Here is a 20,496-nt window from a genome sequence, read left to right as displayed (position 1 = left end):
GCCTCCTGGGTTACAAAGGAGTGCCCAGTATGCATTCACACCCGTTTAACTAGCAACATTAGCTGCAAATGATCATGAAAAAAGGTTTTTTATCTAACATTCACGTTGTTTTATTTTAAAAAACCTGCATGTTAGAGAAAAGCAGGGCTTAGCGCGGAGAGGAACATGAGGTTCGACATAGAGGGATTTATCACTTTTGATACCGAGGATGCGTCTCTCGTTAACCTGTTGACCGGTGATTGTATTGAATTATCTCAAACATCGACACGGCTTCTGGCGGAGTTGCTTAATCATCGCGGCGATATCCTCTCGCGCAATGAAATTTTCCAGTCTGTTTTCGATAAATATGGCGCCCGGGCGTCCAACAGCAATCTGAATCAGTATATTTCAACACTGCGCAGAAACCTGAACGATTTAGGCGTTGAAAAGGAAATCATCGTCACGGTGCCGCGTATAGGTTTTAAAATAGCGGAAGATGCAATCATCAATAACGATCGCGAGTATCGAACGCCCTTTCTTGAAGAAAAAGAACCTGAACCAGAACTGACTGAAGTACACCACTCGTTCCATCAGATGATTACCCGCGTTATCGCGCTGGCGATGGCCCTTTTGCTGCTGATCATAAAACCTGGCGCATACAAATCTGAACCCGACTTACATAAAATGGTTAAAGGTCAGTGTGTTATTTTTACGTCTACGTCCTTGTCGTTGATGGATGTTAAAAACAGCTTTGACTTAACGCCGCAAGTCCTCGATTGTTCGAAGGCTAAAGAATTGTACGTTTACAAACAGCAGGTAACAGGCACCCTGGGTAATATTATGCAACTACTCCTCATTAAGTGTGACAGCCGTGGTTGCGTAAGTTTTTATTACAGAGAAAAAAATAATGCCTAAGCGAATTATTTTACTTTTTATCAGTATCGTTGTGTTGTTTATCGGCGCAGTTTACGGTTTCACCCGCCCCCCGGCCTTTTCATGTAAGTCACAATTTTCGATTGTACAAAACATCAACAATGATACCATCCGTAGTGAAGGATTGATTTTTGCCAATCTCACAGATGACACGTTTCTGGTCAGCATTGACGGTTTGTTGGTCCATAATAAACAAAAGTATTTAATCTCGCGCACGCTCAAAATGAAATACCAGCCGTACAACGCCAGTGCGCATTTGTACAAAATAACCCGTGTGCAAATAGTTCGCGACAACACTGACAATGTTGATGATGAGATAGCTAATAGTTTACTGTTTGGCAAAGGGCCGGACGAAAAAATTATTTTTCTTAAAAAGCTCAATAACAATGTAATATTATTTGGTAACCACGCATTTCCGCAGTATGGTTGCAAACGAGATTAATTTGTGTGGTTTTCTTTCACGAAGCACAGCATATGTTAACTTTCTCATATCATGAATATAAACTTAATCGAATCTCTGGCTTGTATTTCAAAAATAATAGACATGATCAATCCCAGACTCAACCTGCATCATGTCAGAACGGCCTACATCGCCTGGCATTTAGCCAGGGAGTCGCAGTTTACCCCCGCGCAGTGTCGCAAGACCCTGCTGGCGGCGCTACTGCACGATATTGGCGGTCTGAATGAAGAGTCGCGCCTTCAACCGCTTAGCTACTATGACAATGAGCTCAATAACCATGCCGCGGTGGGCGCCGAACTGCTGGCCAGCGTGCCGTTATTGAACCCGTTAAGCCCTATTGTGCGCTACCATCACACCCGCTGGGATAATGGCCAGGGAGCAATGGTCAACGGGTCTAAAGTCCCAAAGGAAAGCCATGTGATCTACCTGGCGGATCGGATAGACGTTTTAATCGCGCGCTACCGCGCTAACGATATAATATCGGTCAAAGACGAAATTATTAATATTATTGCGGGCGGCGACAATCTTTTATATAAACCTGAATATATCTGCGCCTTCAGAAAAATAGCAAATTGTGAGCATTTTTGGTTAAAAATCAAATCGACAGACTTTGACGATTATATTAAAGATATTCCCCGGATTCATAACGACTCCGTCTCCTTGCATAATTTTCGTGACATCGCTGGCATGCTGGCTTTTATTATTGATGGGTTTAGCCAGCATGGCGTTCAGCATTCGCTGGTCGTGGGACGCATATCGGGTTATCTCGCTAAAGAGATGGGGATTACGCCAGTACAATGCCTGAAGATTGAAATTGGCGGTTTGCTGCACAATCTGACGTCCCTGACGTGCGGCTCAGCGCCAGCGCATACCGGTGATGAAAATGTGGTCTGGGATGAGCTTTACCCCATTGAAGCGATCAGGGATATCGCGGGCTGGTGCCACACGCATAAGACGGTAACGGCAAGATCCGCCGCGCCGCCAGAAGCCATGATTCTGCGGGCCAGCATCTGGCTGGCGTCATTGCTTCAGGGCGTAACCCTGTCGAGTGAATTCAAAGCACGCGTAGGAGAAACGGCGGAAATCGCCCCGGAACTGGCAGGGGTCGTGCAACAGCACAGTACGGTGTTGTTGCAAATCTTTCAGGAGTCGGTCAAAGAAAGGCGCGCATTAGTGCAAAGAATCAACCAGTTAAGTCTAACGTAAACCGCGAGAAGCCTCACTTCTCGCGGTTTTCGATCATCAGGCAGACAAACCGCCGTCCAGTATCAGCGTCTGCCCGGTGAGATAACTGCTTCCCTCCCCCGCCAGAAACGCCACTGCACGCGCAACGTCCTGCGTACGCCCGAGACGGCGCAGCGGAATATTCTGCTGCATCGTTTTCAGATGCGCCGCAGGAATAGCCTGTACCATCTCACCTTCAATCAGGCCCGGCGCCAGACAGTTAACCCGAATACCAAAGCGCCCCACTTCCCGCGCCAGCGAATGCGTCAACCCGATCATCGCCGCTTTACTGGCCGCGTAAGCCGTCTGCCCGCTATTGCCCTTTACCGCCGATACCGACGACATAAACACAATCGCACCGCTGCCCTGGGTCATCATGGCGGGCAACAGGATCCGGTTCCAGTTCACGACGGAAACAAGATTGTTATTCAGCACCTCCTGCCAGTCCTGCGCGTTCTGGTGAATGTGCAGACCATCACGGGTCATTCCGGCGTTATGGATGATAGCGGCTGGCGCGCCGCATTTTTCCAGCAGCGACGTTGCCAGTTGCGAAACACGTTCTTCATCGCTGCCGTCGCAGCAGTGCCCCTGCACCCAGGTTGCGGTGCGCAGACGCTGCGCGGCCTCCAGCGTCTGCGCGATCCTGGCCTCGTTGCGTCCGGTAAAGACAATATTCCAGTCCGGCAGCAGGTGGCTCACCAGCGCCTGACCAATCCCCCGGCTACCGCCGGTGATCAGCATCCATTTTTCCGCCATGTCAGTCCGCCATCGCCTTTTCAATACGCTGGCTCAGCTCGCGCAGCGTCATAAAGGGATTCTTCATGAACATTTCCGGATTCACCGTCACATTAAATTCACGTTTCGCCAGCACCATCAGCTCAACGTAGTCCAGGCTGTCCAGCTCCAGTTCCGGCAGCGTCGTCTCCGGGGTCAACGCGTCTGGCGTCATATCTTTTGCGTCGCAGATCATTTCGCTGATTTTTTTATAGATCGTTTCTTGTTGGCTCATTTTATTTTCCTTTTGTCAGCGCGCCGACCTTCAGGGTAACGGCGCTGCAAATGAAACGTTGTTGATAACAGGTTCGCGCCGCGATCCGCACCACCGCGCCCGTAGCGAGGTCGCCGACGACCAGCGCAGGGAGCGTGTCGATCACCAGCCGCGGCGGTAACGTATTCGCCCGCCACGGCTCAAGAAGCAGACTGTCGAAAATGACCTCCTGATGGGTCTGCATGACCGGGAAACGGTTAAAAAGCGCCTCCAGAGAAGGGCAGTCCGGCAACATCGCGGCGACAGAGGGTTGATGTAGCAGCGCATCGTCCTGTTGCAGATGGCGGAACAGCAGCGCGTCCAGGAAATGCCACTGCTGGGCGTCGGGCAGTAGCGGCTGAAATGACTGATGCAGCCCGGCAAGCGTGGCGGATTCCAGCACTCGCTGGCTCAGGCCGTCGTCGCGCGGAAAGCCCTGTTCCGGCGTAAGCTGACAGGACAGACAGGTTTCTCCCCCCGCGCGCTCTTTCACCGACACCACGACGCGCTCGCTCGCTTCACGCATCAGAGAGTACGCCGTATCCCGCCACAGTGGTCTGCGCAGGCGTACGGTGCATTTCAGAAACGGCGCGCTGTCGGCGGGCGGGCTGATAAAACGCTTCACATCGAGTAACGCGCGCATCCCGTGAACACTAAGCGCGTGTCCCCCGCGTGCTTTCACCCACGCTTCGTCAAAATGCACCGGGTTGTAATCACCGGAAAACGCCGCCCAGCGGCTGGCGTCCTGATGACCATAATGCAGGGGCATCATGCGTGTTTCTCCAGGATCAGCGCCGCATTCGCTCCGCCAAAGCCAAAGCTCAGATTCAGCGTGCGGCGAATGTCGCCCGCGCGGTGACCCTCGATCACATAATCCAGATCGCAGCGTTCATCAGCCTGTTGGAAGTTGGCCGTCGCGGGCATCACGCCGTGGGCGATAGCCTGTAAGCAGACGATACTTTCGAATGTCCCTGCCGCGGAGATTAAGTGTCCGGAATAGGATTTGGTGCTGGAGACCGGGATAGCGTAAGCCGCGTCGCCCAACGCCATTTTGAGCGACTGGGTTTCGTTAATGTCGTTCAGCGGCGTTGAGGTCCCATGCGCATTAATGTAGTCCAGTTGTTCAGGCTCCAGCCCGGCCTGCTGCAGGGCATGGGTGATGGTTTGCACGCGGGCCAGACAGTCTTCCGCCGGCGAGGTGAAATCCCAAGCGTCCGAGAAGTTGGCGTAGCCGGTGATTTCGCCGAGGATCGTCGCCCCACGCGCCAGCGCCCCTTCGCGTTCCTCCAGACACAGCACCGCCGCCCCTTCAGAAAGCACAAACCCGCTGCGATGGGCGCTGAAAGGACAGCTTGCCCGCTGCGGGTCCGACGGCTCCTTGCTGAGCGCCCCCAGCACGTCAATGTTCCACACCGCACAGTGACTGGTGAGCGACTCGCCCGCGCCAGCCAGCATCATCTGCGCCCTGCCGCTGCGAATCACCTCATACGCGTCGCCAATAGCAATCGTGCCCGTCGCGCAGGCGGCAATCACTGTATTCTGATAGCCGTTCAGCCCCCAGAACTGACTGCATGCGGCAGTCGTCACGCTTGGCATAGCGTAAAAACAGTTGAACGGCGAGGCGACGCCCGTCGCGGCGAATTCGCTCTGCGCCTCGTAACTTTCATCCAGTCCTGCCCAGCCGGTGCCCATAATCACGCCGCAGTCCAGCGGGTTATAGAATTCCTGGGGCGGCTTATCGCCGAAGGCCATGCCCATCGCCTGACGCGCCGCGCCAACGGTCAGGCGGGCAAACCGCGGCAGCCGACGCCGGATGGCGGCTGGCACCCCCATCAGACTCGGCTCGTTATCCACCAGCCCGAGAAAATGGGTGTTGATATTCAAGGCGGTTTTGTCGACGTAGCGATAGCCATGTCGTTTGTCCATGATTGCCTGCCAGCTTTCCTCTGCCGTTGCGCCAAGCGGGGTCACGGCGCCATACCCGGTAACGACAACCCGCTTAAAGTCATTATTCAGCTTCATGTTCCATCATCCTGTATTGCGTTTCGCCACCCCCTTGCGCCAGCCAGAGCTGCAGCGTGGCGTAGAGGTAGTCGTATTGGGTTTGTGCAAGGGCGTTCTCTAACGTCAAGATGTCGTCCTGCGCATTGAGCAGCGTCTGAAAGTCCACGGCCCCTGCGCGATAACGGCTTTCCGTCAGCGTTAAGCGCTGCTGGCTCAGCGCCAGCGACTGATGCAGCCTTGCGCGCTGCTCGCTCGCGCTCAGCCGGTTTTCCATTGCCTCATCCACCTCGGCGAGCGCGGCATAGGCGGTGGAGCGAAAGGTAATCGCCGCCTGTTTAACCGCTAAATCCGCCTGCCGCACGGTAAGGCGCTGGGTGTTCCACTGGATAAACGGCAGGGCCAACGCGCCGCCCACGGTGCGAATCGGATCGCTGAACCACTGGTTAAAGACCTGACTGCCGGCATTCAACGAGGCGTCAAGGGAGAGCGAAGGGTAAAAACGCAGCCGCGAGGCGTCGTATCCGGCAAGCGCCGCACGCAGACGGGACTCCGCCGCCTGAATATCCGGACGTTGAGCGATAACATACAGCGGCGTTTTTTGCGCAACCGGCACCTGTTGATTGACATCCAACGCAGGCGACTCGTCAGCGTGCTGTTCCGCCGGTCTGTTAAGCAGCAGCGCCAGCGCATTACGCGCGCTGCTGCGCTGTTGCTCCAGCGTACGCAGTTGGTTTTGCCGCTCCAGCAGCGCCTGCTGCGCTTGCAGGACGTCAAGCTGTCCCACTTTCCCGGCCTGAAACCACGACGTCACCTGCTGTAAGGTCTGCTGAGAAATGGTCAATGCTGCGCGCTGGTTGCGGATCTGCTGGTTATACAGCGCGATACGCCAGTAAAGCTGGGCGGCCGTCCCTTGGGTGGAAAGCATCGTCGCGTGATAATCCTGTTCGCTTGCCACCGCCTCCCATTCGCTCTGTTCACGGATACGGGCCAGCTTTCCCCATAAATCCACCTCATAGCCAATAGTGATCCCGCTGCTGTAACTCTCCTGCGACGCGCTACCGCGCCGCACATTTTTGCTGTTGTTGGCTGAACCGCTCACCGTGACGTCAGGGGTGAGGTTGGTATTAGTCAACCCTGCAGCCACGCGCGCCTGCTGGAGGGCGATCGCGGCAGCCGCAAGATCGTTATTGCTGATGAGTACCTGCCCGATAACCCGCGTCAGGCGTGGGTCGCCAAAACGCTGCCAGCCAAAAACCGCTACTGTATCCGGCGCCACTTGCCATTGCCGGGGCATTGAGAGCAGCGGACGCTGGTAGTCGCTGCGGGTCAGTTGCCCACAGCCGGAAAGCAGTAGCGCTGTCAGAAAAACCGCGCCCCAGCGCAATTTTTTGCCGGATGGCGACGTACTACGTGGCGGTAATATCTTCATCGTCATTCGCGTGCCAGCGCCTCTGTCGGGTTAAGGCGAGCCGCTCTGCGCGCCGGGAAATAGCCAAACGTCAGGCCTATAAGCGCGGAAAACCCACACGCCATCAGCACCGGAAAGGCGGTAAAGACCATCGTGAAGGCGTCGGTGGCGACAGCGAAGATATGCCCTGCCACCCACGAGCCCATAACCCCGAGCAGGCCGCCGAGAGCGCAGATCATCACCGCCTCGATCAGAAACTGATTCATAATGTCTGACGGCCTTGCGCCCACGGACAGGCGAATACCGATCTCATGGGTACGCTCGGTCACCGAAACCAACATGATGTTCATCACCCCCACGCCGCCCACCAACAGCGAAATAGCGGCGATTGCGGTGATCAACAGCGACATAGAGTCGGAGGTTTTTTGCAGGGCGTTTGCCAGCTGATCGTCGGTCTGGATAAAGAAGTCTTTTCTGCCATGCTCACGCAGCAGATGCCGTTCCGCGCGCTGCGCCGCGTCATGCGGTTCCAGCGTCGGCTGAAAACGCGCGATCAACGACTCCAGCGGTTTCTCGCCGGTTAGTCGCTGTTGTAAGGCCGTATGCGGCGCCCAGGCCGCCATAAAGCCGCCAACCACTTTCGGACCAGGGCGCGTGGCAACACCAATGACCCGCCACGGCGCACCGGCAATTTGCACGATCTCGCCGAGGGCGTTTTCACCGCCGGGAAACAGCGTATCGCGTCCGGTTTCATCAAGGATGAGCACCGGTTCGCCTTCGGCGACGTCACGCGCGGTAAAGCCATTTCCCTCGACGAAGCGCAATCCCTGCAGCGAGAAGAAGTCCTGCGACACGCCGGAAAGCATCAGCGAAGAATCCAGCCCCTTGCGGACCGCGAGCGTGGTGCTGCTCACCACTGGCGAGACGCCCATAATCCACGGCAGCGCTTGTAAACTCCGCACATCGTCCAGCGACAGCGCGCGTTCCATATCCGGGCGTTTGCTGCCCCATCCCGTTCCAGGACGGATCTCCAGCGTGGTGCTTCCCAGTTTGCCGATTTCGCTCATGATCGCCTGACGCGCCCCTTCGCCAACGGCCATCGACGACACGACTGACGCAATACCGATGATAATCCCGAGCATTGAGAGAAAGGCCCGCATCCGGTGCCCAAGCAACGATCGCCACGCCATGCGTACCGACTCATGCAGGCTGCGCCCTAACGACGCGCGTCCGTTGTCCTGATCCGGTAACGCCGAAGCCTGCCTGACAGCGACATGCTGTTCATCGCTGATGATCCGCCCGTCGCTGATTTCAATAATGCGCTGCGCCTGACGGGCCACGTCGCGGTCATGGGTCACGATAATCACCGTGTGCCCGGCGGTATGCAGCTGATGTAGTACATCCATCAACGCCTTACCGCTCACGCTGTCGAGGGCGCCAGTCGGCTCATCGGCCAGAATGATATGGGCGCCGTTAATCAGCGCCCTGCAGACGCTCACACGCTGCTGCTGACCGCCGGAAAGCTGAGCAGGCCGATGTTGCAGGCGGTTCTCCAGACCGAGCTGGCGCGCCAGTCGCTGTATACGGGCTTTACGCTCTGGCTCCGGCATGGCGGTATAAAGCGCAGGAATCGCGATGTTCTCTTCTGCGGTCAGATACGGCATCAGGTGGTAGCGTTGAAAAATAAAACCCAGATAGCGGCTGCGAAGGTCTGCCAGGCGCAGTTCGTCGGCCTCATGCACCGGCGTGCCGTTAATCAGCACTTCACCGGACGTGGGTTTGTCGAGGCAGCCAATAATGTTCATTAGCGTGGATTTCCCCGACCCGGACGCCCCGACAATTGCCACCATCTCGCCGGCGTGAAGGGTCAGTGAAATATCGCTAAGAACCGGAAGCACCTGCGTTCCGGCGTTAAACGCGCGGCAAACCTGACGTAAAACGATAATCGGCTCCATCCGCTATCCCCGCCCTGCATCCTGCGCCAGCACCACCTGTTCACCCGCCGTTAACCCCTCCAGCACTTCAGCATACTGCCTGTCATTAATGCCGATACGGATGATGCGGGTGCGCGTTTTGCCATTCTCATAAGTGGTAATGGCGTAACGCTCGGTGTCCTGTGCCTGCCCCAGCGCGGCGACCGGTACGCGCAGAACGTTTTTGGCTTTCGCAATCTGGATAAACACCTGCGCCGTCATTGACGTTTTGAGCTCGCGCTCTGCGTTAGGCACTTCAAACGTTCCGGTGTAGTAGACCGCCATCGCCTGCTGATTGCCGCCCATTCTGTTTTCCCCGGACGCCTCCAGCGCCTCCTGCGGCGCGGGCTGAACAAAGCCCATCGTGCTGCTATAGCGTTTTTCCGGGTTGGCAATGACGTAGAAACGCAGCGGCTGACCGGGGCGGATCTTCTGCACGTCCGCCTCTGAAATCCGCGTTTGCACCTGCATGGTGTCGAGATTCGCCAGCACCAGGATGGTCGGCGCGGTTTGCGAGGAGACGATGGTCTGCCCTTCCCGGGTCACAATCCCCAGTACTTCGCCGTCGATCGGGGCGACGATGCGGGTATAGCTCAGGTTAGCCTGCGCGGATTTCACCGCCATCTCCGCCTGTACAATCTGCGCATCGCTCACAGCGATCTGCTGCACCTGCGCGTCGTACTGCGCCTGCGCCTGCTCAAATTCACTGCGCACGCCAGAGCCGTCGCGCATCATCATCCGCTGACGGTTAAGCTCCTGGCGATAACGTAACAGGGTCGCCTGCGCCGACAGCTTTTGCGCTTTGGCGCTGGCAAGCTGCGCGTGGGCGTTGTTAAGGTCAGATTCCTGAATGGTCGGGTCGATCTCCGCCAGCAGTTGCCCTTTTTTTACCTTGTCGCCCTGACGCACGTACAGCTTGCGAAGCTGTCCGTTGACCTGCGCCCCAACGTTGACCTGCACCGCCGGTTTCAGGACGCCGGTGACCAGCACGACTTTTTCGATATCCCCTGTACCAATGGTTTCCAGCGCCAGGTGTTCATCGGGAGAGTCAGAGGCCAGCGTCGTCCACGCCACGCTGCTGGCGACGACAAACGCCAGTCCGAAAGCAGCCAACATCCAGCGGGTTTTACGCGTCATACATCGGCCTCCAGAGGGCGCAACTGGCCTGCAATAAGCTGATAAACGCGCGGAAAATGCGACAGTACCTGTTCGCTGTGGGTTACAACAATCAATGATTTACCGGTTTCGTGACAGTGACGGCGGAGCGTCTCCATCACGGTCGCCGCCGTGTCGTCGTCAAGATTCGCGGTCGGTTCGTCGAGCAGCAACACCGGACGCGTACTGTACAGCGCCCGCGCCAGCAACAAGCGCTGACGTTGCCCAAGAGAAAGCGCCGCGTGGCTTTCCCGAATCAGGGCGTCAACACCGCCTGGCAGCCCGCGCACCACGTCACCCAGCGCGAGGGAATCAAGCAGCGCCTCAATGCGTCCGCGGTCGCGTTCACGATACTGTGCGTCAAACAAAGTGATGTTTTCCCGCACCGAGGCGTTAAACAGGATGTCCTCCTGGCTTTGCAGACAGACAAGCCGCGTGAGCAATTCCGGAGACAGGCGCGTTTCGCCGGCATAACAGCCGCCCGTCTGAGGTGCCAGCAGTCCGGCGATCAGCCGCAACAGGGTACTCTTTCCGGCCCCGGACTCGCCGACGATCGCCATCTGCTCTCCGGCGTTCAGGGTGAACGATACTCCGTTCAGAATCGGCCTCGCCGGATCGTAATCGTAGCGCAGGGCATCAAAGTGAAGCGTGGGCACCGCGCCTGACGGCAGCGCCGGGGTCAACGGCACGGGCTCGGCTTCGTCTCTGCGGGCAAACAGGCTATGGGCGCGGGTATCAATAACATTGAGCTGTGTTTTTTGAATAATGCCGTAGAAAATCCGCGTCACGTAAGAGGTGAAGATCTGGCGCAGAAAGCTGTAGGCAAAAAAGTCGCCCAGCGAGATGAGTTTGCTGTGTACCATCGGCAGCACCACCAGCATAAACACCACCATTTCCAGACTGCCGGTCAGTTGATACAACCCCTCTTTAACCTGCTGATAGACTTTCTGGCGCTGCAGGCAGGAAAAAAGATCGCGGCTGAACGCTGCAAACTGCCCTTGCCGCTGGCCTTCCAGCCCGGCGGTTTTGACGGTCAAAATGCCCTGGATAGTCTCCATAAAGAAGTCGTTCAGGGTGGCGCTTTTAAGCTGCAACTGCTGCGTGAACCAGCGGTCGCGGATCACCGCCCAGACGCTGATGATCCCCATCACCGTCACCCCCACCGCCGAGATCGCCGCCAGTACCGGGGCGATCCAGAACATCACCGCCAGCGCAATAACGCAGATCACCCAGTCGGAACGCAGACCGTTATCCAGTTCAATCTTTTGCAGCAGACCCACCTGCCAGGCGGTGAAGCGGCTGAAGATCTCCCCCGGCGCGCGTTTTTCAAAGAAGCGCAGCGGATTGCTGAGCAGACGGGAAAATCCGACCCCGCTGTGGATCAACACAAAGCGTTTAATGAAACGCTCGCTAATCACCCGTACGCCCAGCGCCATCAGCGAGGAAACCATAAACGCCAGGATAAACCAGCCGTAGGGAAAACCGCTGTTCCCGACGCTGGAAAACGCCTGATTAATGGCGTTGCTGACCATTGTCGGCATCAGGAACAGCGTGAGGGAGACCAGGAAGGTCAATAACATCAGCCGGTAAATCCCCGGCACCGCCGCGGTTTCCTGCATACTCATGGCGCGTGGCGCAGTCTGCGTCTCATCCGGTAACGACAGGCCAGGATCGGCCTCCAGCGGTCGATCCGGTTCGACAATCAACGCATAGCCGCTGATCTCCTGCTTCAGCGCGGAAAACGGCAACCACTGCTCGCCAATCGCCGGGTTCATCACGCACACTTGATTCCCCTTACGCCAGGCCAGCAGAACGTAATGGCTGGCGCCGTAGTGCAGAATGGCCGGCAGCGGCAGGTCATTCAGTTCGTGATGCTCAAACAGGACCGGCGTGGTGGCAATGCCCAGCCGCGCCAGAATTGTCATCAGCGTATCCAGCGACGTGCCGTGATCGGAGGCCGGAAAAATGTCGCGCAACGTCTCCAGCGAAACGGTTTTCCCCTGCGTCTGCGCCAGCATCGCCACGCACGCCAGGCCGCATTCGTTGGTTTCTTCCTGAAAGATCTGATTCGGGATGGTGGTTTTCATTTTTATAATTAGTGATTAATAAAATAGAGAGAATGGCTGTGCCAGAGCAGCCACTCCTGCGGATAGTCGCGCAGGGTGGACTCAATAATTCCCGGCAGCGTCTGCGCGACGTCGCGGCTGGCGACCGGAGGATGAATGTGGATACGCAGGCCGTTGTCGTAACTCAGGTGGTAAAACACCACCTGGGCCTTGATCACCGCGGAAAGACGAACCACGCCGTTGTGCAGCTTCGCGCTGCGGTCAAATAAACGGCACGGCAATTTCGCCGCCAGCGCACCTTCGGCCTGCAAGGTATAGTCGGGCGAGATATCGGGAAATATGATCATGTTTTGCCGACCGCAGGCGACATCCGTAATGAGCGTCATCAGATCGCCTGCCAGCGCTTTGTTTTCCTGGTGAATTGAGCAGTACGAAAGCGCGACGCCCCCCAGCGCGCGGGTCTGGGCGTTATAGAGTTCCGCGCTTGCAGAGACCACCACACTGGCGCTTCCCGGCGTGACGCAGGCGCCAACCATCGCCGCCAGCACGTCCGAGACCGTATGCAGCGGCGCCAGAATATAAGGCGTGTTTTGTTGATGCAGCGGCGCGACCACGGCGTCGAGCTGCGCCGCGCAGGCGCGAATCTGTCGCAGCAGCGCCGGACTCTGCCCCCAGGTAGCGGCTTCTTCCAGCAAACGACGGCGGACAGCTATCCATACGGCGTCCACGCGCCCCGAATACCCTGTCAGACAGCGTGCGTTTTCATTGGCCACCGCGTGTTGACAGCGAAACGAGCGTCCCGCCAGACGCAGGGCGCAAAGCCCTCTCGCCACTGCCAGCACCGCGGGGAGGTATCCGTAGCGCAGAATTTTCCGCAGCGCAAACATCGCCGCCCGGGACAGTTCCCGGCGCAGGCGACGCACTTGTCCCAGACGGTTGCGGATGCTAAAGACGCTCCAGATAATAAAAAACCTGACCACGGAGACTATTTATCCTCTTTAAGCAACTGCTGCATCCGCTGGGCAAATTGCGGAAACTCCCGATCCTGCGCCACCACATAACGTTTATTGATAATAAATATTGGCGTGGCGTTAATCGCATAATGTTCGGTAATTGCCGCCATTTCGCTGAGGCGTTTTTTTACAGCCTCGCTCTGACGGACTGTATTGAATTTCGTCGTATCGATATTATTTTTAACCAGCCAGCCTTGCAGCGCATTGTTATCCGCCAGATCGACACCACGCGTTATCACCGCATTATAAGCGCTGTCGCGCACCTGCTTTTCAATGCCCATAACTTCCAGCGTGGCAAATAACGGCGCGTACGCCGCCAGACCGTTATTATCACCGGCGATGTGAATAGAGGTAAATGTGCTGCCGGGCGGTAACGACCGGCTAAATTCAGCGAGGTTATCTTCGTTTGCCGCACAGTAATGGCAACCGTAGGACATAACTTCAATAATACTGCGCTCTTCTTTTATCGGGCTGTTCGCCACCTGCTCAACGCTGACTTCACGAAACGCCTGCGTTTGAGAATCATCCGCTGAAAATGTTTTGAAAACAAAAATATGATAACAAAGCACCGTCATCAGCGAAGAGATCACGATGAGAAACAGTGAATAACCAATAAGGGTAATACGTTTAAAATGCGTCGCCATAACATTCTCGCCACGGAAAAGAAAAGCCTGGGGGCATGTCCTCCCCCAGGCTGAGCCCGATTAGAAACGATTCGGGATACCGCCACATTTGCTGGAGTCAGCATCTTTCATGGTCGTGGTGCTGCCGTGTTTGTCGGTGCAGGTCGTCAGTTCCTTACAGGAGGTTACGCCACCGATAGTCACGTTCTGATAGGTTGTTTCGCAGGTTTTGCAGGTTCCGCCCACAACCATTGCAGCTTCGATCGCAGTTAATGTTTTCATTTCTGTTTTCCTTCATTAAGGTTTAATAAGGTGCATTCATTTGCACCGGGAATTCGGCGAAAGCGTTCGCCAAAAATTTTCCTCACGCTCAGGGCATAATTCCCTTAAACGCCGCGAACAGGGCAATATTGTTGCGGATATTTAACCGCTTCATTAAATGGCGCTTGATATAACTCAGGCGACGCACGTCCACGTTCACTTCATCGGAAATCTGCGACAACGATTTCCCTTTGAATATTTCTTCCATTAGCCACCACTCATTACCGGAAATGGTGTAATCTTCTTCCCTGTTGTGCAGTTTTTGCCGTGTGTAGTTCACCAGCGAGTGGCTAAAGCAGCATCCCCGATGGCCTTTATCAAACAGATCCTGAAAAAAGGGACCGATATTGTCGATATTTTCACTTTTCAATAACCAGTGCGCACTCGGCAATATGGTATAGAGCGCAAAAAACAGCGGCAAATTATGCTCGCTCAATAAAATCACCAGACTTTTATCTTCCTGCTGATAAAAATCTTTCATCAGTTGCAGCGCGCGAAAACGCTCTTGCGGCAAACTGTCAAGATCGCAAAGAATCAGCAGTCGATGATGATCATCGACTTTTGTCTGGAGCACAGAAATCAGCTGGGCGTAATCATCGGTTAAGGAATATTGCGTCTCAGCCTGCTCGCCGACTAAACGGGCAATTACCGTTTTTAAGCCTTGCGAATAAAAGAAATTCTTATCATAAAGAAAACACTGATACACCATGCCTCAAATCCCTGTTGACGCGCTACTGATAGCTCAATGTGTAATTCGCCGTCGTGGTAAATGGCCCGGTGGTAAGGGTTCCGTTTGCTAAGGCATCTGGCTCCGCTTCAACGAACGCCTGAAAGTTCAGCCGTAAAATCGTGTCGTTAATGGCCACCGGAGCCGTGGCGGCGTTCAGCTGTACCGGGGTGTCGTCGGCCTCCAGCAGACCAATACCCACACCGCTTGCGTTACCTGGCGCGGTGGCGCTGATCGCCAACCGATCCGCGAGATTAGGGTTAGCCGTCCCGCTGAACGTCACCGTTACGCTGTTAAAAACGCTCGGGGTACAGCCCTGAAGCTTGATGGTGAAGGGCACGGGGACCGTTTTGCCGTTAATGTACAAAGACTTGGTTGATATGTTGCCAAAGTCGACCGGCACCCGCTCTGACTCAGGCGCGATGCTGCACGGATAGGCCATCACCACACCCTTAAAGCTCAAATCGCCGCCGATCAGCTGCCCCAGCGCCCATGCGGAGGGGGTGATAAGCGTCGTCACGAAACAGGCGAGGATCATCATAATGCGCTGCATATTCCCTCCTTACTGGAATTCAGCCACGACCGTGGCCGACGCGTGAAATTCGCCTTCCGGAACTGTCGACGTCGCGCTTTGGGCGATCGGTGCGGCAACCAGATTCCAGTCGCCCTCGTTATTCGCAAATCCGGGCACGTTATAAAAGGTGTTCGGCTTAATGAGATTGCGCTGAGCGTCGCGCAGCGCAATACCCAGCATCGAACGATCGACGCCGCCGGTGCCCTGCGTGCTCAGGTACGAGCCGTCCGTGAAGGCCGGGTTAGGCTGCTGGATACCAAGCTTGATATTCAGCGCCCCCTGGGAAAAGCTGCCGCCTTCGCACTTCACGTGAATCGGCACGTGCTGGCTGAAATTATTGCCGTCCAGCGCGCTGCCGGTGCCCGGAATAGTGCCGAAATCAACGACAATCGGCGTCCCCTGGTTCACCACACACTTATCCGGTACGGTGATCACCCCGGAGGCGATGGTAATGCGCGATAACGGCGTGCCGCCGATGGCCCCTGGCCCGAGACGCCCAAACAGCTTAGCGATTTCGGACCCCTGTAAGTTCACGCCGTTGATAATGGGTTTGGTGATCATAAAGGTCACCCTTCCCTTAGCCCCGGAAGCAAACTCGTTATCCAGAATCGTACTCGGCACGTTGCAATAGTTTTGCTCAATCCCGTTGGACAGACCTGTAAACGGAACCACTTTATAGTCCCGCACCGTTCCGCCGATATAGATCTCAATTTTGACGTCCATATAGTCATTGAGCTTCAGATAATCCGGGTTGCTCCCCTGCTGGGTTAACGTCGCCTGCGCCGTGTAGTACACCGCCTGATTCGTCATCGGCACAGAACAGTAAGCGCGGCCCTGGAACATCCCGGCCAGGTCAAACGTATCCGTATAGGTTGACCCTGGCTGATTATTGGTAATGTTCGTATTGTTAATGTTGACCATATAGTCATAAGTGCCGCCGACCGGTTCAATTTCGCCATCCACCGCCGACCATGCGGCTCCCGGCATCCCGAGTGCGCAAGCCACCAGTACAGCCGACGCTTTGCGGCGCAACAGGCCTGATACATTCATTACAGATACTCCATCTTCAGGCGCACCAGGCTACTAAACTCACCGGCGCTGACGTGGGTGCCGGTAGACTCCAGCGCCGCCATAAAGCTCAGCTCGCTGTCGCCGTTTTTAATCAGCCAGGGGGCATGGGTCTGCCCGACGTCCAGCGCATTGCCGCTTTTATCCAGCAGGCGAACACCCGCGCCGCGGGTGGTACCGGTCGTGCGCAGCAGTTGCGTATTATTCACATCCGCCTCGCCGACAAACGTCATTTGCACGGCCTGCTCGCCAGTGCTATACGCGCGCCAGTCTTCGCCGGTGGTACGGGAAGCCAGGCTTCCCCGCGCCTGCGACGCCCCTTTCAGGCAATCTTTCAGATACAGCTTGAAGCGCACCGGCTGGCTGCGATCGCCCGCCTGATGAAAACGCTGGGCGCTAATGTCACCCAGTTCGACGTCCTGGATACGTCCCTGTGTCATAAACACGCAGGGAGAGGCATACACCGAGCCGTGAAACCGGACAATGCCGCTATCTTCGCCGACCTGCTCCAGCGCATTGTGCTGCGGCTGTACCGGTACGTCCGCCGAACTGGAAAACGTCACGCCCATCGCCAGGAGGGCAATACATGGAAAAGGATTTTGCATTGTCAGGTTCCTTCTTGATTAACCCTGTTGAGCAGGCGGCAACGCTTTACAGGTGTTGCCATCGCAACGGAATTTCAGTTCCGGGTGACCGCCATAGTCATTCACAAACATCATTGAGAACTGATTGACGCTTGCATCTGTCACATCAAACTGCTTGCTTGATTTCGGCGCGACCATGATCCCCGGAAATTTGGTGATCTTCTGTCCGGCGCCTTTCGACAAGCCAAGAATGGTGATGTAGTAAGGCGTCGGGTTCTCTGCCGTCATCTTGCTGCCGTTCTTATGGAACACCACCTGATCCTGCCAGACTTCGCTTTTTGACTTCGGGATCACCGCCGCCGGGCGGTAAAACAGCTTGATGCGCGACTGCATCGCCAGCTGTAGCGTGTTCGGTTTGTCCGGCTTCGGCGGGATCTCCCGGACGTTGAGATAGAACAGGCTCTCTCTGTCCTTCGGCAGCTTTTCGATACCGTCGGTTTTGGTCACGCGCGCGATCCCTTTCTGCCCGCCGTTGATCCGCTGTAGCGGAGGTAACACCAGCAGCGGCGACGTGATCTTGTTCCCCTTCTCATCTTCCACCCATGACTGGGCGAGGAACGGAACATCCGGGCTGGTGTTGCTCAGATTGGCGCTCGACGACACATCTTTCTCCGTAATAATCACGCGGGTCCGATCCAGCGAGACGCCTGCCTGCGCATAGCCACCCACCGCGCTCAGCGCTAACGCCGCCAGCAGGTATCCGTTATGTCTTTTTTTGCTCATTTTTGGCCTTTTATTACAATGAGATAACTCGTTCTACCCGGGATTAACGACACGGCAGCAGCGTATCCGCGCGTCCATTTGTCGCGCCTGGTGGGATGGTGATCTTGCACTGCTGTTTTCCGCCCCACATCACGTTCAGCGTTTCGTCAGGGTTGACGCCCGCAAGCCAGGCTTTACCGTCTTCCAGCACCATCGCGACGCTGATACCGTCGGCGTTGTAGACTTCCGCGCCGAACGGCGGAACGCTGTTATCAGCGAGGCGCAGCGTGCCCATCATCTTCATCCCTTTCGCCATGCCGAAGGCCTGATAACCAATCGCCCCTTCGGTAAGCGTTGTGGTGCTGATGGCTTTAGACGGTTCGATGTCGCCGTCCATCGCGTCTACATCCACGCGGGTGTCAAAGCTGTTGTAGCTCACGACATCCGGCACCACGGCAATGCCGAAGCGGTTGGTCCGCGACTTCTCGCCGTTGAGCGGTACGCCGCCAATACCGTTGGTATCCACCATGACGCGAGCGGTGTTCAGCGTCGCGCCGCTGTTGTGAATGGCTGCGCCGTGTCGGGTCGCCGTAAAGCCGCCACGTAACGTGGTGCTCAGCGCCATGTATTCATTCTGGCGATAGCTGGCGTTGGTATTAATTTCCGCCACCTGCGAGCGATGGTTGTAATAACCGTCAACGCTGACGTTGCCTTGCTGGCTGGCGCCTGCGCGAACGCGCCACAGGTTGTTGTAATCGCTGTTGTCGGTATAGGACGCCATCGGGCTGGTTTTGCCGTTGTTGGTCTGGACATCCAGCCCCGCCCATCTGTTGTCGCCCACCGGCACTGACAGGGAGAAGGAAATCGAGTCGTCTTTACTTCCTTTATAGTCAGTACGATAAGCAGAGAGGTTGGCGGTAATACCGTTAATGTCTCCGATACGGAAAGAGCGTCCTACCGACATGCCGTAGCGGTCCTGGCTGCGCTTATCCCAGTAGTTCTGATGCGTCCAGGTCAGGAAGACCGTGGTCGCTTTGCCCGGTTCGTCGGCCCAGAACGTTTTATTCCCGGTAATGGTATAAAGCTCTTTTTCGCGGCCCAGGTGGTCATAGCCTTCGTAGCGCTCATCGAGGTATTGCGCCATTGAGCGGAAATCTTCCTGCGAGAAGCGGTAGCCCGCGAAGGTGATGGAGCTGTGGTACTCATCAAACGTTTTCGCGTAGCTCAATTTGTAAGAGGTGCCTTTCTTGCGATCGCCTTCCCGCGTGCGGCTCCACGACTCGGTGGCGTCAACCGATATGGCGCCCAGCAGGTTAAGATCGCGGCCAATACCCAGCGAGGCGGCGGTGTACTCTTCACCAGCTGACTGCAGGCCGCCGTACAGCGACCACGCGTTGCTGACCCCCCAGGAGAAATCGCCGGAGAGGAACGTCGGTCCCTGCATTTTATGGTTGTAGCGAGAGGGCGTACCGCCGGAAATGTTGTAGCGTACATAGCCCGGACGCGTCAGATACGGAATGTTGGCGGTGTTCACCTGGAAGGTCGACACCGACCCGTCCTGCTCTTCGACCCGCACATCAAGCGTACCGCGCACCGAACTGCGTAAATCCTGAAGGTTGAAAGGACCGGCGGGTACGGTAGTTTCATAGATAACGCGCCCGTTCTGGCTGACGGTCACTTTGGCGTTGGTACGGGCGATACCGTGGACTTCAGGAGCATAGCCCTGCAACGCTGGCGGCAGCATGCGCTCATCGCTGGCGAGGTTGATCCCGGTGAAGCGCACCGTGTCAAATACCTGCGAATTCAGGTAGATCTCACCGAGCGTCAGCTTCGCCGCCATCATCGGCAGCGGACGGTAGGCGTAGATTTGGTTCCAGTCGAAATCAAACTGATGGTTCTGGCTGTAGTAGCTGGTCTGATACTCGCCACGCACACGCCAGCCGCCAATGTTGGCGCCCGCCTGCCCATAACCTGACAGCGAACTGTAGTTTTTATCATCGGTGAACTGACGGGTAATCTGCCCGTTGAGGCTGTAGTCAAAAATCAGCCCGGCCACCCCGTCGTCCCAGCGCTCAGGCGGCGTCCAGTCGGGGTCGTTATATTTCATCCACGCCTGCGGTACGCTGATGTCCAGCACGCCGGCGTAGTTGGTTAATTTGCTTCCCGGAAGGCTCTGCAATACATAGCAGTTCTGATACAGCTGAGTGACCTGCTGCCGCGCGTCTTCTTTCAGCGCCAGCTTGTCGAGCAGGTCGCCAGTGATGCAGGGGATGGTGCGTTTGCCTTCAGGCGCTTCGATGTAACGAATCTTCTCCTGCCCCACTGGCTGGCCATTGATACGAATATCTAACAGGTAGTCGCCAGGGGTAACGTAGTTGTCCGTCGCAAAGCGCGACAGATCGATACGCGTACGATCTGCAGCATCCAGGACATCGGTATTAAATTCAACGCTTTCCTCAGCCCAGACCGGAGCAGCATAACAGCAGCTCATTACATGAAGGGCTATTATCGTTATCTTTGTTTTTAATTTTACCGACATGATTTTCATCCCGAATAAATCCGTAAAAAACGTCCTGCTTCCCGCTACGTTATTGT

20 protein-coding genes are annotated in these 20,496 nt (G+C 56.1%); 3 read left to right on the top strand and 17 right to left on the bottom strand.

The features are described from left to right. Positions 1 to 165 precede the first annotated feature (165 nt). Genes OOJ60_RS18085 through OOJ60_RS18075 form a run of 3 tightly spaced genes read left to right on the top strand, consistent with a single transcriptional unit; the run spans position 166 to position 2,578 of the window. Complete coding sequence (locus OOJ60_RS18085) at positions 166 to 894, top strand: winged helix-turn-helix domain-containing protein (protein ID WP_205612969.1); 729 nt, start codon at positions 166 to 168, stop codon at positions 892 to 894. Further along, a complete protein-coding gene (locus OOJ60_RS18080; protein ID WP_042290972.1) occupies positions 887 to 1,354 on the top strand; it encodes a FidL-like protein in 468 nt (155 codons plus the stop codon). The genes OOJ60_RS18085 and OOJ60_RS18080 overlap by 8 nt, the downstream gene beginning before the upstream one ends. 51 nt (positions 1,355 to 1,405) lie before the next feature. After that, positions 1,406 to 2,578 carry an HD domain-containing protein gene (locus tag OOJ60_RS18075; protein ID WP_205612968.1) on the top strand — a complete coding sequence of 391 codons (1,173 nt, stop codon included), beginning with the start codon at positions 1,406 to 1,408 and terminating at the stop codon, positions 2,576 to 2,578. A 36-nt stretch (positions 2,579 to 2,614) separates the two neighbouring features. Here OOJ60_RS18075 and OOJ60_RS18070 read toward each other — a convergent pair whose 3' ends face one another. The 17 genes from OOJ60_RS18070 to OOJ60_RS17990 form a co-directional block, all read right to left on the bottom strand. Beyond that, a complete protein-coding gene (locus OOJ60_RS18070; RefSeq protein ID WP_042290974.1) occupies positions 2,615 to 3,352 on the bottom strand; it encodes an SDR family oxidoreductase in 738 nt (245 codons plus the stop codon). A gap of 1 nt (position 3,353) precedes the next feature. Beyond that, complete coding sequence (locus OOJ60_RS18065; RefSeq protein WP_042290976.1) at positions 3,354 to 3,605, bottom strand: acyl carrier protein; 252 nt, start codon at positions 3,603 to 3,605, stop codon at positions 3,354 to 3,356. A 1-nt stretch (position 3,606) separates the two neighbouring features. Next, the gene (locus tag OOJ60_RS18060; protein WP_205612967.1) at positions 3,607 to 4,395 is read right to left on the bottom strand and encodes a protein dehydratase; all 789 of its coding nucleotides are present in this window, start codon (positions 4,393 to 4,395) and stop codon (positions 3,607 to 3,609) included. After that, positions 4,392 to 5,645, bottom strand: coding sequence for a beta-ketoacyl-[acyl-carrier-protein] synthase family protein (locus tag OOJ60_RS18055; RefSeq protein ID WP_042290979.1), 1,254 nt, complete (start codon positions 5,643 to 5,645; stop codon positions 4,392 to 4,394). The genes OOJ60_RS18060 and OOJ60_RS18055 overlap by 4 nt, the downstream gene beginning before the upstream one ends. After that, on the bottom strand, positions 5,632 to 7,056 hold the full coding sequence (locus tag OOJ60_RS18050; RefSeq protein WP_320338994.1) for a TolC family protein: 1,425 nt from the start codon (positions 7,054 to 7,056) through the stop codon (positions 5,632 to 5,634). Before OOJ60_RS18050 ends, OOJ60_RS18055 begins: the two co-directional genes overlap by 14 nt. Before the next feature lie 2 nt (positions 7,057 to 7,058). After that, complete coding sequence (locus tag OOJ60_RS18045; RefSeq protein ID WP_042290981.1) at positions 7,059 to 8,990, bottom strand: MacB family efflux pump subunit; 1,932 nt, start codon at positions 8,988 to 8,990, stop codon at positions 7,059 to 7,061. Between the two features lie 3 nt (positions 8,991 to 8,993). After that, a complete protein-coding gene (locus OOJ60_RS18040; RefSeq protein WP_060570358.1) occupies positions 8,994 to 10,145 on the bottom strand; it encodes an efflux RND transporter periplasmic adaptor subunit in 1,152 nt (383 codons plus the stop codon). Further along, positions 10,142 to 12,250, bottom strand: a complete 2,109-nt coding sequence (locus OOJ60_RS18035; RefSeq protein ID WP_205612965.1) for a peptidase domain-containing ABC transporter — start codon at positions 12,248 to 12,250, stop codon at positions 10,142 to 10,144. Before OOJ60_RS18035 ends, OOJ60_RS18040 begins: the two co-directional genes overlap by 4 nt. A gap of 8 nt (positions 12,251 to 12,258) precedes the next feature. Then, positions 12,259 to 13,209 (bottom strand): hypothetical protein, encoded by a 951-nt coding sequence (locus OOJ60_RS18030; protein ID WP_060570360.1) that lies wholly within the window; start codon positions 13,207 to 13,209, stop codon positions 12,259 to 12,261. Between the two features lie 5 nt (positions 13,210 to 13,214). Continuing rightward, entirely contained in the window at positions 13,215 to 13,886 is a 672-nt protein-coding gene (locus OOJ60_RS18025) for a DsbA family protein (protein ID WP_205612964.1), read from the bottom strand. Between the two features lie 60 nt (positions 13,887 to 13,946). Next, complete coding sequence (locus OOJ60_RS18020) at positions 13,947 to 14,147, bottom strand: DUF4762 family protein (RefSeq protein ID WP_060570362.1); 201 nt, start codon at positions 14,145 to 14,147, stop codon at positions 13,947 to 13,949. A gap of 88 nt (positions 14,148 to 14,235) precedes the next feature. After that, positions 14,236 to 14,895: a transcriptional regulator gene (locus tag OOJ60_RS18015; protein WP_060570363.1), complete on the bottom strand. Its 660-nt coding sequence runs from the start codon at positions 14,893 to 14,895 to the stop codon at positions 14,236 to 14,238. A 22-nt stretch (positions 14,896 to 14,917) separates the two neighbouring features. Further along, on the bottom strand, positions 14,918 to 15,466 hold the full coding sequence (locus OOJ60_RS18010; RefSeq protein ID WP_205612963.1) for a fimbrial protein: 549 nt from the start codon (positions 15,464 to 15,466) through the stop codon (positions 14,918 to 14,920). A 9-nt stretch (positions 15,467 to 15,475) separates the two neighbouring features. Then, entirely contained in the window at positions 15,476 to 16,537 is a 1,062-nt protein-coding gene (locus OOJ60_RS18005) for a fimbrial protein (protein ID WP_060570365.1), read from the bottom strand. Then, entirely contained in the window at positions 16,537 to 17,160 is a 624-nt protein-coding gene (locus OOJ60_RS18000; protein WP_052406306.1) for a fimbrial protein, read from the bottom strand. The genes OOJ60_RS18005 and OOJ60_RS18000 overlap by 1 nt, the downstream gene beginning before the upstream one ends. 18 nt (positions 17,161 to 17,178) lie before the next feature. Next, positions 17,179 to 17,922: a fimbrial biogenesis chaperone gene (locus tag OOJ60_RS17995; protein ID WP_042291001.1), complete on the bottom strand. Its 744-nt coding sequence runs from the start codon at positions 17,920 to 17,922 to the stop codon at positions 17,179 to 17,181. A gap of 43 nt (positions 17,923 to 17,965) precedes the next feature. Then, positions 17,966 to 20,440 carry a fimbria/pilus outer membrane usher protein gene (locus OOJ60_RS17990; protein ID WP_181822156.1) on the bottom strand — a complete coding sequence of 825 codons (2,475 nt, stop codon included), beginning with the start codon at positions 20,438 to 20,440 and terminating at the stop codon, positions 17,966 to 17,968. Between the last annotated feature and the right edge of the window lie 56 nt (positions 20,441 to 20,496).

The organism is Citrobacter sp. R4, from assembly GCF_026719175.1.
Classification (GTDB): Bacteria; Pseudomonadota; Gammaproteobacteria; order Enterobacterales; family Enterobacteriaceae; genus Citrobacter_A; species Citrobacter_A sedlakii.
This window is presented reverse-complemented; position numbering and strand designations above follow the sequence as displayed.